Below are 12,100 nucleotides of genomic sequence, written 5' to 3' on the forward strand. Positions count from 1 at the left end.
GGATAGTGCACGCCATTCGCCCGCTGCTTCGCAACTCCCTGTTCAACCTGGTCGCTGCGATACTCGCATGCGCCGCGCTGCTGGCACCGCGCGCGGCGAGCGCCGAAGCGCTGCTCCTCATCGAAGCTAACAGCGGCAAGGTGTTGCAGGCGGATAACGCGACCATTCCCTGGTATCCCGCGTCCGTCACCAAGATCATGACCGCCTATGTGACGTTGAAGGCGGTGAAGGACGGCAAGCTCACACTCGACACTCTGCTTACGGTGTCGCCCACGGCCGCCTCGCAATCGCCGTCGAAGATGGGGTTCCGTCCGGGAACGCAGCTCACCGTCGACAACGCGCTGAAGATGATGATGGTCAAGTCGGCGAACGACATGGCTGTGGTGCTCGCCGAAGGCGTCGGCGGTTCGATCGACGGCTTCTCCGTGATGATGAACGACACCGCGAAGAAGCTCGGCATGACGCAGACGAGCTACGTCAATCCGAACGGCCTGCCTGCCGACGGCCAGATCACCTCGGCGCGCGACCTCGGCATTCTCGCGCGCTCGTTCCTGCGTGACCTGCCGGAATACGAGTACTTCGTGCACATCCCGGCGATCCGCTTCGGCAAGCGCATCACCGGCAATTTCAACAAGCTGATCGGCCGCTATCCCGGCGCCGACGGCTTCAAGACCGGCTTCATCTGCGCCTCCGGTTACAACCTCGTCGCCTCCGCCACGCGCAACGGCCGGCGGCTGATTGCAGTGGTGCTCGGTGCCAATTCCGGCACCGCGCGCGCGGTGAAGGCGGCGCAGCTCCTCGAGCGTGGCTTCTCGCAGGACAACCTCTCCTGGCTGCGCCCCTCGCTCGGCACCGTCGACAACCTCGTGCCGGTCGACGCCTCGCCGCCGAACCTGCGCGACGAAATGTGCGGCGGCCACCGCAAGCGGCCGGCCAGTGACGATGACGATGCGCTGATCGCAACCAGTGGCGGCACAAGCGGATCGGCTTCAGCTACCGGCGGCGAAGCCCAGGTCACCTTCTTCACCGCCGGCCTGCAGCCGCCCGTGATGAAGGCCTCCGAGCTGATGGCCTCGGCCCCGGCGGCAGCCGAGCCGGTGCTGGTCTATACCGGCCCGACCCGAACCGGCACAGCTCTGATTGCGGCGGTCGCGGCCGATGCCGACCAGCAGACGGTAGCAAAGCCGCGTGGCAAGAAGTCGCGCGTCGCGAAGAAGCCTGACGCGGCCGACAAGCCGAAAGACGCTGGCACCAAGACGGCGGCGGCAAAGCCGGCAGCGGCGAAGCCGGATGCCAAGCCCGACGCCAAGGGCGACACCAAGGGTGACGCCAAGACCGCAGCCAAGCCCGCCGGGACCAAGCACGCTGCCGCGAAACCGGCGGAGAAGCCCGCAGCACACGCTGATCAGGCGGCGAAGCCCGCCAAGCCCAAGGCCGCGACCAAGCCGCCTGCCGCAAAGCCGGCCAACAACAGTTAACGGCCCCTCAGGGCAAGACCGCGCTTCGCACCTGCAGCGGCGCGTTTTGCGACGATTCCAGTAGCCACTCCCCGGCCTTTGCCCTAAGCCTCGACGGCTTGCCACCGGTTCCGGCAGGCTCGATACTGCCGGCAATGAGGCAAGCTCGAGACACAACGGGCTCAGGCAAATGAGGGGAATTCCCATGGAGCGCATCTGGCTCAAGCAATATCCGCCCGGCGTGCCCGCTGATATCGAGCCGACGCAATACGCATCGCTGGTCGACCTCCTGGAGGAGAGCTTCACCAAGTTCGCCGACCGCAAGGCGTTCATCTGCATGGACAAGGCGATCAGCTATCGCGACCTCGACCAGATGTCGGTCGCGCTTGCCGCCTACCTGCAAGGCCGCGGCCTGCAACGTGGTGCCCGCGTCGCGATCATGATGCCGAACGTACTGCAATACCCGGTCGCCACCGCTGCCGTGCTGCGCGCCGGTTACGCAGTTGTCAACGTCAACCCACTCTACACCCCGCGCGAGCTCGAGCATCAGCTCAAGGATTCCGGCGCCGAAGCCATCATCGTGCTGGAGAATTTCGCCCACACCGTCGAGCAGGTGATCGCCAAGACGCCGGTGAAGCATGTCATCGTCGGCAGCATGGGCGATCTGCTCGGCTTCAAGGGCGTGATCGTCAATCTCGTCGTCCGCCGCGTCAAGAAGATGGTGCCGGCCTGGTCGCTGCCGGGTGCGGTGTCCTTCAACGACGCGATGTCGGCCGGCCGCGGCCTGACCTTCAACAAGCCGAAGCTCTCGCCCGGCGACGTCGCCTTCCTGCAATATACCGGCGGCACCACCGGCGTCTCCAAGGGCGCCACCCTGCTCCACCGCAACATCGTCGCCAACGTCCTGCAGAACGACGCCTGGCTCCAGCCGGCGATGGCCGCGCCTCCGCATGTCGATCAGCTCATGATCGTCTGTGCGCTGCCGCTGTATCACATCTTCGCGCTGACGGCCTGCTACCTGCTCGCGGTGCGCGCCGGCGGCTGCAATCTGCTGATCCCCAATCCGCGCGACATCGCCGGCTTCGTCAAGGAGCTGGCGAAGTACCAGGTCAACAGCTTCCCGGCCGTGAACACGCTCTACAACGGCCTGATGCATCATCCCGACTTCAAGAAGCTCGATTTCTCCAAGCTGAAGATCTCCAACGGCGGCGGCATGGCGGTGCAGCGCCCGGTCGCCGAGCAGTGGAAGGCGGTGACCGGCTGCTTCATCGCCGAAGGCTACGGCCTGTCGGAGACCTCGCCGACGCTGACCTGTAATCCGGCGACCACGACCGAGTTCTCCGGCTCGATCGGCCTCCCGGTGCCCTCGACTTACATTTCGATCCGCGACGACGACGGCAACGAGGTGCCGCTCGGCCAGGCCGGCGAGATCTGCGCCAAGGGCCCGCAGGTGATGTCGGGCTACTGGAACAGGCCGGAAGAGACCGCCAAGGTCATGACATCCGACGGCTACTTCCGCACCGGCGACATCGGCGTGATGGATGACAAGGGTTACACCAAGATCGTCGACCGCAAGAAGGATATGATCCTGGTCTCCGGCTTCAATGTCTATCCGAACGAGATCGAGGAAGTGATTGCGAGCCATCCGGGCGTGCTCGAATGCGCCGTGATCGGCATGCCCGATTCCAAGTCGGGCGAGGCAGTGAAGGCGTTCGTGGTCAAGAAGGATCCGAACCTCACGGCCGAGGACGTGATCAAGTTCTGCCAGCAGCAACTCACCGGCTACAAGGTGCCCAAGCACATCGAATTCCGCACCGACCTGCCGAAGACCAATGTCGGCAAGATCCTGCGCCGGCAGCTGCGCGACGAGAAGAAGGCCGAGGCGGCGTGAGGCAGGCCATTCGTTGATGGCTCACGGCGGCGACATCAGCCCGGCCGGCATTCTCGCCTTCTGGCGCGAGGCCGGCCGCGAGCGCTGGTACAAGCACAGCGAGGCTTTCGACGCGGAAGTCCGGCGCCGCTTTCTGGCGCTGTGGCAGAAGGCCGTCGCCAGCGACCTCGCATCATGGGAGGCAAGCGACGAGGGCGCACTCGCGCTCGTCATCGTGCTCGACCAGTTTCCCCGGAACATGTTTCGCGACACGCCGGAAGCCTTTGCGAGCGACGCGCTCGCGCGCGACGTCGCCCGCCGCGCCATCGACCGGGGCGCAGATCAAAGGGTCGATCCCGTCCTGCTCGAATTTCTCTACGTGCCCTTCATGCATTCCGAGCACCTGTCCGACCAGCTGCACTGCGTCGCGCTGTTTCAAAACAGCCCCAATACCGAGAACCTGAAATACGCCCGGGAGCACGCCGACATCATCCGCAGATTCGGCCGCTTTCCCCACCGCAACCGCCTGCTCGGCCGCGACACCACCGAGGAAGAGCAGGCTTTCCTCGACAGCGGCGGCTTCGCCGGTTGATGACATAACGGTGATGGGCCGCCGCCCTCACCGCTTCGCCCTCCGGCAATATTGTGCAGGCCCGCGCCACGGTCTAAAAAGCGGGACCGATTTTCAGGGAGACTGACGATGGCGATCCAGACTGGCGACAAGCTGCCCGAGGCGAAATTCCGCGTGATGACGGCGGAAGGCCCGCAGGTGAAGACCACCGACGATATTTTCAAGGGCAAGAAAGTGGCGCTGTTCGCAGTGCCCGGCGCCTACACCGGCACCTGCCACAAGATGCATCTGCCGAGCATCTTCCTCAACGCCTACGCCATGAAGGACAAGGGCGTCGACACCATCGCGATCGTCTCCGTCAACGACGCCTTCGTCATGAATGCCTGGAAGCGCGACACCGACCAGCGCGACGAGGCGATCTTCCTCGCCGACGGCAATGCCGACTTCGCCAAGGCGATCGGCATGGAGCTCGATGCTTCCGCCAACGGCCTCGGCATCCGCTCCAAGCGCTATTCGATGCTGGTCGAGGACGGCGTCGTGAAGAAGCTGAACCTCGAGGCGATGCCCGGCAAGGTCGAGGTGTCCGGCGGCGATACGCTGCTGGGGCAACTGTAAGGCGACCACTGCTTTCAGCCACATATGACGCTGTCATGCCCCGCGAAATCGGGGCATCCAGTACGCCGCAGCCTCTCGGCTCAATCACAACCGTCTCTGGAATACTGGATCGCCCAATCAAGCCGGGCGATGACAGTTGAGAATGGAGCGACGGAGCGCCCTACTCCGCCACCCTCTGCTGCAACCGCGCCTTCGCGATGCCATCGCGCGCAAGCTGGTCGGCGCGCTCGTTCTCGGGGTGGCCGGCATGGCCCTTGACCCAATGCCAGCGAACCTGGTGCTGCTTCAGCGCGGCATCGAGGCGCTGCCATAGCTCGACATTCTTGACCGGCTTCTTGTCGGCGGTGCGCCAGCCGTTGCGCTTCCAGCCATGGATCCAGCCGGTGATGCCCTGCCGCACATACTGACTGTCGGTGTAGAGATCGACGGTGCACGGTTTCTTCAGCGCTTCGAGCGCGGAGATCGCCGCCATCAACTCCATCTGGTTGTTGGTGGTGTGGCGCTCGCCGCCGTTCAGCTCCTTCTCCTTGTCGCCGAACTTCAGGATCGCGCCCCAGCCGCCGGGCCCGGGATTCCCCGAGCAGGCGCCGTCGGTATAGATCGTCACCTTGGGAAGCTCGCTCACGCGACCAGTCCTGACGGCATCAGCCCGTAGTCGCGCACGCTGGAAACGCTCTGGTGGAAGCGTAGCTTGCGAAAATACTCCAGCGGATCCTTTGGCTTGACCAGCGCGCCCGGCGGCACGTTGAGCCAGTCGACCAGCCGAGTCAGCAGGAAGCGGATCGCGGCGCCGCGCGCCAGGAGCGGCAGCGCGGCCTCTTCCGCCTCGGAGAGTTTTCGCACCCGGCCATAGGCATTGAGGAAAGCACGCGCCTTGGTGACGTTGAAGGAATGATCCGGCTCGAAGCACCAGGCGTTGAGGCAGATCGCGACGTCATAGGCCAGCATGTCGTTGCAGGCGAAGGTGAAGTCGATCATTCCCGAGAGCTTGTCGCCGAGGAAGAAGACGTTGTCGTTGAACAGGTCGGCGTGGATCACGCCTTCGGGCAGATTGGTCGGCCAGACGCCGCTCGAGAGATAGTCGAGCTCGGCGGCGAGGAACGCGCGCAGGCCCGGCTGCACTTCGTCGGCTCGGCTCGCCGCCACATCGAACAGCGGTCGCCAGCCCGGGACCGAGAGCGAATTGACGCGTTTGATCGCGAAATTTGCACCGGCCAGATGCATCCTGGCCAGCCCGTCGCCGACGCCGGCGCAATGGGTTGCGTTCGGCTTGCGCGGCCAGACGCCCTCGAGAAAGGTGATGATCGCGGCCGGTCGGCCCGACAGCTCGCGCAGCGCCTCGCCGTCCCTTCCCTTCACCGGCAATGGGCAGTTGATGCCGTGCTCGGCGAGATGCGTCATCAGCGCGAGGAAGAACGGCAGATCGTTCTTCGCCACGCGCTTCTCATAGAGCGTGAGGATGAACGAGCCTTTGCTCGTGTGCAGTAGGAAGTTGGAATTCTCGACGCCCTCGGCGATGCCCTTGTAGGAGAGCAATTCGCCGAGATCGTATTGCTTCAGGAAATCCGCAAGCTCGTCGGCGGCAACGTCGGTGTAGACCGCCATGCAACACTACTCGGCGGCGGCTTCGGGGCGCACCGAGCGCGGCAGCGGGAAGAATTCGTTCTCTTCCGCGGCTGAGACCGTCTCCACATGCAGCGTGTAGCGCTCGGCGAACGCGTCCATGATCTCTTCGACGATCACTTCAGGCGCGGACGCGCCCGCAGTGATGCCGAGGCTCGTGATGTTGCCGAACTTGTCCCAGTCGATGTCGGCGGCGCGCTGTGCCAGCACGGCGATCCTGCAGCCCTCGCGCTCGGCGACCTCGCGCAGACGCTGCGAGTTCGACGAGTTCGGGGCGCCGACCACGATCAGGGCGTCGACCACCGGCGCCACCTTCTTCACCGCGAGCTGGCGGTTGGTGGTGGCGTAGCAGATGTCTTCCTTGTGCGGCCCGTTGATGTTCGGGAAGCGCTCCTTGAGCAGCGCCACGATCTCCGCGGTGTCGTCGATCGACAGCGTGGTCTGGGTCACGAAGGCGAGGTTGTCGGGATCCTTCGGTGCGATGGTCTTGGCGTCCTCGGCGGTCTCGATCAGGGTCACGGCGCCCGCCGGAAGCTGGCCGAGCGTGCCGACCACTTCGGGGTGATGGGAGTGGCCGATCAGGAATATCTCGCGGCCGCGCTTGAAGTGGATCGCGGCCTCGCGGTGCACCTTGGTCACCAGCGGGCAGGTCGCATCCAGCGAGAACAGGTTGCGGGACGTGGCGTCGGCCGGAACCGACTTCGGCACGCCATGGGCCGAGAAAACGACCGGCGCGGTGGTGTTTTCCGGGATCTCGGCGAGCTCTTCGACGAAGATGGCGCCCTTCTTCTTCAACCCATCGACGACATATTTGTTGTGCACAATCTCGTGGCGAACATAGACGGGAGCGCCATACTTATCGAGCGCCCGTTCCACTGTGTCGATCGCCCGGACCACCCCGGCGCAGAAGCCGCGGGGAGAACAAAGCACGATCTTGAGGTCTGGTTTGGCTGACATTGAGTGATCTCGGGACCGAATCACCCATTCGCCTTCTGGCAGGGGACGGTCAATGGATGGAAAAGGGCCTAAAACGGTCTGCTTGGACTTTACGGGGACCTGAAAGGGAATTGGGCCCCCTTTCGGGCGCTGTCAAGGCACTATCTATAGCAGAACCATTGCGTGGCTACCCCCTCCGGGCTTATATAGCGCGAATTCCCTGTCATCGCTGATGACCACCGGTTTCGCCTCCAGAGGGGTGGGCGAAGCACAAAGGAGATTTGCCATGAGCAACGCACCTCTGATGCCCAAGGCGACCGCCGTCTGGCTGCTCGACAACACCGCACTGACCTTCGATCAGGTCGCCGATTTCACCAAGATGCACCCCCTCGAGGTCCGCGCGATCGCCGACGGCGACGCCGCCCAGGGCATCAAGGGCATGGATCCCCTCTCCAACGGCCAGCTGACCCGCGAAGAGATCGAGAAGGGCGAGAAGAACCCGGACTACCGGCTTCGCCTCCAGGAGAGCAAGGTGGTGCTGCCGCCGCAGCCGAAGCGCAAGGGCCCGCGCTACACCCCGGTGTCGCGCCGGCACGAGCGCCCGAGCGCCATCCTCTGGCTGCTGCGCAGCCATCCGGAGCTCAAGGACGCCCAGGTCATGCGTCTGGTCGGCACCACCAAGAGCACGATCGCCAGCGTCCGCGACCGCACCCACTGGAACACCTCCCAGCTGACCCCGATCGACCCGGTCACGCTGGGCCTCTGCTCGCAGATCGAACTCGATTTCGAAGTGGCGCGCGCCGCCAAGGAAAAGCCGATCGACGCAGCCTATGGCGGCGCCACCCTGCTGCCGGCCTCCGAGACCACCAAGAAGGACGAGTTCGAGCCGGCCGAGAAGTCGAGCGACGACCTCAACGTCGACGCCGTGTTCGCCAAGCTCAAGACGCTCGGCGGCAAGAAGCAGGACGACGAGGAGGAGTAAGGCTCCTCTCCCGGTTTGCTATCGAATGCAATTTGAACGCGGCGGGGAAACCTGCCGCGTTTTTGTTTGGTGAGCGTCGAGGCACAGCGTGCTTCTGCTCCGCCCGTCAGAACTTGTAGGTCACACCGCCGCCGACCAGCCAGGGATCGATATGCGCGGTACCGGTGACCGGCAGGCCGGAGACGGTTGCGGTGTAATCCGGCCGCAGCCAGAGCTTCTTGACGTCGACGTTGAGGCCCCAGTGCCGGTCGAGCATGTAGTCGAAGCCGAACTGCACAGCGCCGCCGAAAGCGTTGCTGACGTGCAGGCTGGTGGTGGTGGCGACGATCGCGGGCGGTCCGGCGATGGCGGCCGGCGCATTGGCAGCGGAATTGTTGAAGAACACGGTGTAGTTCACGCCGGCGCCGATATAGGGCTTGAACGCGCCGAAATTGTCGAAGTGATATTGCAGCGTCAGCGTCGGCGGCAGCAGCGTGGTCTTGCCGATCGGCAAGTTCGCGAGCGAGCCGGTGCCGCTGATCGAATGCCTGGTGACACCCAGGATCAGTTCGGCCGCGATGTTCTTCGTGAAGAAATAGCTGATGTCGAGCTCTGGCACGACCTGGTCGCTGATCGCGAGGCCGGAATTCGGCGACGACAGCGAGGGCACGCCCGCGACATTGACGGTGCTGCCGCCGGCATCCGGCAGCACGCCGAGCACGCGCAGGCGCACCATCCACGGATTGAAACTGTCAGCCGGCGGCGGCGCCTTCTTGTAAACCGGCAAATCGGCAGCCTGCACCGAGGCAAAAGTCCCCGCGAGCATCGCGCCAAAAGTCGCGAGCCGCGCCAAGTTTCTTATCGTTCTCTGCATTGCATTCCCCTTCAGCCATATCGCGCGTCGTTGCGCGACATCAGCGTCAGAGCAGAAAGGGGATGGAGCAGGATTTGATGCCGATCAAATCAAGCGCCGCGCGCCACAATTCGGCCGCAGCGTTGCAGATGTGTCACGACGAACGCGAATGCGAGCGAATGACGCGGCAAGATAATTCCGCGCCTTTGCGTCACGGCCGCTCCGGATGGTTCAGTGTATTCGCCGAGATCCCGCTGGCGGCGGTCGGCACGGAGCCGTCAACGTGCGGTTCGCGCTAACGACGAATCAGCCCAGCTCGATCGTGTCGTTGACCTCGTGGACGAGTCCGACGCTGTCGATCGTCAGCACCATCTTCGCGTTGAGCTTCTCATGGCCCTTGATCCGGCCCGCCGCGATCGCGTCGCGCACAGCCTTCTCGATCTCGCGCTGCGAGGTGACGCCTACTTGCTTCAGAAATTTACGCAGGCTGGTGTTGAACTGGTCCTCGTTCATGACGGCCTCCGTGGACTGGGGCGGCTTACGGCCGCTCCGGATGGTTCAGCATGTATTCGCCGAGATCGCGCTGGCGGCGATCGGCGCGGGCGGTGGCGGCGCTGCGCTGGACGTCGCGGTCCTTGCGGCAGGCCACGTATTCGGGTGAGCCCTGGGCGTAGCCGCGGCTCTGGCAGACCGCGTCGTCATCATCGCCGCCCATCGCCACCGGCGTCTGGTAGCGCGCGGAGCAGGCCGAGAGAGCGATGGCAAGCAGGGCGGCTGCAAGCAGGCGCGGCGCGGCGGCGAGTGGCATACGAGATCCCCTATTGGCCGGCCCTGTTTAGCGCGGAATGAGGAGAATGTAAGTCCGCAGGACTCAGTTTCTGTTCTAGGTCACGCCCCACGAAGGCGGGGCATCCAGTACTCCGCGGCTATAGTCCTGTGAACGAATGACCGCCGCAGAGTACTGGATCGCCCGCCCCAGTGCGCAAGTGCGCACAAGGCGGGCGATGACAGTGGAGTTCGGAGCAGCGGCCTAGGCGCCCGCTGATAGGACGACCGGAGATCGCCTCACACCCTCCCCTTCAGCGCCGCGCCGATCTCGTCGAGCACCTTGGGGTCCTCGATCGTGGCCGGCATGGTCCAGGATTCGCCGTCGGCGATCTTCTTGATGGTGCCGCGCAGGATCTTTCCGGAGCGCGTCTTGGGCAGACGGCCGACGGTGATGGCGAGCTTGAAGGCGGCGACAGGGCCGAGCTTGTCGCGCACCAGCGCGATGATCTCCTTCTCGATCTCCGCAGGCGGGCGTCCCACTCCGGCCTTCAGCACCAGGAAACCGCAGGGTACCTCGCCCTTGATCGCGTCCTTGACGCCAAGCACGGCGCATTCGGCAACATCCGGGTGCGAGGCCAAAATCTCCTCCATGCCGCCGGTGGAGAGGCGATGGCCGGCGACGTTGATGATGTCGTCGGTCCGGCCCATGACGAAGACATAGCCGTCCTCGTCCTTGTAGCCGGCATCCGACGTCTTGTAGTAGCCGGGGAATTCGCTGAGGTAGGATTCCCTAAAGCGCTCATCCTGATTCCACAGCGTCGGCAGGCAGCCGGGCGGCATCGGCAACTTGATGACGATCGAGCCCATCGTGTTGGGGCCGACCGGCTTTGCGGCTTCATCCACCACATCGACCTGATAGCCCGGCATCGGCACGGTCGGCGAACCGTGCTTCACCGGCAGCTGGCCAAGGCCGACCGGATTGCCGGCGATGCACCAGCCGGTCTCGGTCTGCCACCAATGGTCGATCACCGGCACCTTCAACTGCTGCTCCGCCCATTCCACCGTCGGCGGATCGGCGCGCTCGCCGGCAAGGAACAGCGTGCGGAATTTCGACAGGTCGTATCGCCGGATGAACTTTCCTTCCGGATCCTCTTTCCGGATCGCGCGGAACGCGGTCGGCGCGGTGAAGAATGCGACCGCCTTGTGCTCGCTGATCACACGCCAGAACGCGCCGGCGTCGGGCGTGCCGACCGGCTTACCCTCATACATGATCGAGGTCGCGCCATGCAGCAGCGGGCCGTAGATGATGTAGCTGTGCCCCACCACCCAGCCGATGTCCGAGCCGCACCACCAGACCTCGCCTGGCTTGACGCCATAGAGGTTGAACATCGACCATTTCACCGCAACCAGATGGCCACCATTGTCGCGCACGACACCCTTGGGAATCCCGGTCGTGCCTGATGTATACAGGATGTAGAGCGGATCGGTGGCGGCGACCGGCACGCAAGCAGCTTTCTTGCCGTCATTCATCGCCTTGCGGCGCAGGCTCGCCCAATCATAGTCGCGGCCGGGCGAGAGATCGCAGATCAGCTGCGGACGCTGCAGCACGATGCAGGCCTTCGGCTTACTGCTCGCAAGCTTGATCGCCTCGTCGAGCAGCGGCTTGTACTGCACGATGCGTCCGGGCTCGATGCCGCAACTCGCGGAGAGAATGAGTTTCGGCTGCGCATCGTCGATGCGGCTGGCGAGCTCCTTCGCGGCAAAGCCGCCGAATACCACCGAGTGCACCGCGCCGATGCGCGCACAGGCGAGCATCGCGACCAGGGCCTCCGGCACCATCGGCATATAGAGGATGACGCGGTCGCCTTTCGTCACGCCGAAATCGTGCATGATGGCGCCAAGTGCCTGCACCTCGCTCAGGAGTTCCGCGTAGGTGAACTTGGTGATGCTGTTCGTCAGTGGCGAATCATGGATCAGCGCGACCTGGTCGGCGCGGCCGCGTTCGACATGACGGTCGAGCGCGTTGTAGCAGGTGTTGACGACGCCGCCGCTGAACCAGCGGCCGTAGACGCCCTGCGAGGCATCGAAGATCTTCTTCGGCGGCTCGATCCAGTCGATCTCCTTGGCCGCCTCGGCCCAAAAGCCCTCGGGATCAGCCAGCGAGCGCGCATAGACCTCGTGATAACTGCTCTTACCGTCGACGTTTCCTCGGACGTTCATTCCCGCGCTCCCGTTCCCTTTATTCGCCTGGCCTCGACCTTGCGGCAGGACGGAAGTCCCGCCATGACACGGATCAAGTGCCGGCCTTTGAGGGCTATTTTCCCGGGAACGGGCGGCGGTTCAAGCTGAAAAGAATGGGTCTTTTGGAGGAGGGAGCGCTTGTCTCGACGAAATGGATAGCTCTGCTGCCGCGTCGGTGGTGCTCCCCCACGCCCCGCTTGCGAGG

General features: G+C 64.3%; 12 protein-coding genes. 5 read left to right on the forward strand and 7 right to left on the reverse strand.

The features are described from left to right. Positions 1-5 precede the first annotated feature (5 nt). The 4 genes from AC629_RS18090 (at position 6) to AC629_RS18105 (ending at position 4,513) form a co-directional block, all read left to right on the forward strand. The gene (locus tag AC629_RS18090; RefSeq protein WP_084806395.1) at positions 6-1,478 is read left to right on the forward strand and encodes a D-alanyl-D-alanine carboxypeptidase family protein; all 1,473 of its coding nucleotides are present in this window, start codon (positions 6-8) and stop codon (positions 1,476-1,478) included. Positions 1,479-1,662: 184 nt separating this feature from the next. Continuing rightward, on the forward strand, positions 1,663-3,348 hold the full coding sequence (locus AC629_RS18095) for a long-chain fatty acid--CoA ligase (protein ID WP_084806396.1): 1,686 nt from the start codon (positions 1,663-1,665) through the stop codon (positions 3,346-3,348). 16 nt (positions 3,349-3,364) lie between these two features. Then, entirely contained in the window at positions 3,365-3,919 is a 555-nt protein-coding gene (locus AC629_RS18100) for a DUF924 family protein (protein ID WP_084806397.1), read from the forward strand. Between the two features lie 108 nt (positions 3,920-4,027). After that, on the forward strand, positions 4,028-4,513 hold the full coding sequence (locus tag AC629_RS18105; RefSeq protein WP_035706686.1) for a peroxiredoxin: 486 nt from the start codon (positions 4,028-4,030) through the stop codon (positions 4,511-4,513). A gap of 160 nt (positions 4,514-4,673) precedes the next feature. Here AC629_RS18105 and rnhA read toward each other — a convergent pair whose 3' ends face one another. From rnhA to ispH, 3 genes are read right to left on the reverse strand one after another with little or no spacing between them, the layout of a single operon-like run. Next, positions 4,674-5,138: a ribonuclease HI gene (rnhA, locus tag AC629_RS18110; protein WP_084806398.1), complete on the reverse strand. Its 465-nt coding sequence runs from the start codon at positions 5,136-5,138 to the stop codon at positions 4,674-4,676. Further along, complete coding sequence (locus AC629_RS18115; protein WP_084806399.1) at positions 5,135-6,118, reverse strand: homoserine kinase; 984 nt, start codon at positions 6,116-6,118, stop codon at positions 5,135-5,137. Before AC629_RS18115 ends, rnhA begins: the two co-directional genes overlap by 4 nt. Before the next feature lie 6 nt (positions 6,119-6,124). Next, positions 6,125-7,093 carry a 4-hydroxy-3-methylbut-2-enyl diphosphate reductase gene (ispH, locus tag AC629_RS18120; protein ID WP_084806400.1) on the reverse strand — a complete coding sequence of 323 codons (969 nt, stop codon included), beginning with the start codon at positions 7,091-7,093 and terminating at the stop codon, positions 6,125-6,127. A gap of 265 nt (positions 7,094-7,358) precedes the next feature. Between ispH and AC629_RS18125 the strand changes: the two genes are divergently transcribed. Next, the gene (locus tag AC629_RS18125; RefSeq protein ID WP_084806401.1) at positions 7,359-8,054 is read left to right on the forward strand and encodes a DUF1013 domain-containing protein; all 696 of its coding nucleotides are present in this window, start codon (positions 7,359-7,361) and stop codon (positions 8,052-8,054) included. Positions 8,055-8,160: 106 nt separating this feature from the next. Here AC629_RS18125 and AC629_RS18130 read toward each other — a convergent pair whose 3' ends face one another. The 4 genes from AC629_RS18130 to AC629_RS18150 all read right to left on the reverse strand — a co-directional run bounded on the left by AC629_RS18130 (position 8,161) and on the right by AC629_RS18150 (position 11,874). Further along, positions 8,161-8,907 carry an OmpW/AlkL family protein gene (locus AC629_RS18130; protein WP_084806402.1) on the reverse strand — a complete coding sequence of 249 codons (747 nt, stop codon included), beginning with the start codon at positions 8,905-8,907 and terminating at the stop codon, positions 8,161-8,163. 285 nt (positions 8,908-9,192) lie between these two features. Continuing rightward, positions 9,193-9,399, reverse strand: coding sequence for a DUF6494 family protein (locus AC629_RS18140; RefSeq protein WP_063708629.1), 207 nt, complete (start codon positions 9,397-9,399; stop codon positions 9,193-9,195). A 25-nt stretch (positions 9,400-9,424) separates the two neighbouring features. Further along, complete coding sequence (locus tag AC629_RS18145; protein ID WP_084806404.1) at positions 9,425-9,694, reverse strand: hypothetical protein; 270 nt, start codon at positions 9,692-9,694, stop codon at positions 9,425-9,427. 257 nt (positions 9,695-9,951) lie between these two features. Next, entirely contained in the window at positions 9,952-11,874 is a 1,923-nt protein-coding gene (locus AC629_RS18150; RefSeq protein ID WP_084806405.1) for a propionyl-CoA synthetase, read from the reverse strand. Positions 11,875-12,100 lie beyond the last annotated feature (226 nt).

Origin of the sequence: Bradyrhizobium sp. NAS80.1 (genome assembly GCF_001908205.1) — a bacterium.
In the GTDB taxonomy this organism is placed as follows: Bacteria; Pseudomonadota; Alphaproteobacteria; order Rhizobiales; family Xanthobacteraceae; genus Bradyrhizobium.

Bases quoted from the DNA above. Each gene is read 5' to 3' on its own strand.
- AC629_RS18095 (WP_084806396.1), top strand. From the start codon at position 1,663: ATGGAGCGCATCTGGCTCAAGCAATATCCGCCCGGCGTGCCCGCTGAT.
- AC629_RS18100 (WP_084806397.1), top strand. From the start codon at position 3,365: ATGGCTCACGGCGGCGACATCAGCCCGGCCGGCATTCTCGCCTTCTGG.
- AC629_RS18105 (WP_035706686.1), top strand. From the start codon at position 4,028: ATGGCGATCCAGACTGGCGACAAGCTGCCCGAGGCGAAATTCCGCGTG.
- AC629_RS18115 (WP_084806399.1), bottom strand. From the start codon at position 6,118: ATGGCGGTCTACACCGACGTTGCCGCCGACGAGCTTGCGGATTTCCTG.
- ispH (WP_084806400.1), bottom strand. From the start codon at position 7,093: ATGTCAGCCAAACCAGACCTCAAGATCGTGCTTTGTTCTCCCCGCGGC.
- AC629_RS18125 (WP_084806401.1), top strand. From the start codon at position 7,359: ATGAGCAACGCACCTCTGATGCCCAAGGCGACCGCCGTCTGGCTGCTC.
- AC629_RS18130 (WP_084806402.1), bottom strand. From the start codon at position 8,907: ATGCAGAGAACGATAAGAAACTTGGCGCGGCTCGCGACTTTTGGCGCG.
- AC629_RS18140 (WP_063708629.1), bottom strand. From the start codon at position 9,399: ATGAACGAGGACCAGTTCAACACCAGCCTGCGTAAATTTCTGAAGCAA.
- AC629_RS18145 (WP_084806404.1), bottom strand. From the start codon at position 9,694: ATGCCACTCGCCGCCGCGCCGCGCCTGCTTGCAGCCGCCCTGCTTGCC.
- AC629_RS18150 (WP_084806405.1), bottom strand. From the start codon at position 11,874: ATGAACGTCCGAGGAAACGTCGACGGTAAGAGCAGTTATCACGAGGTC.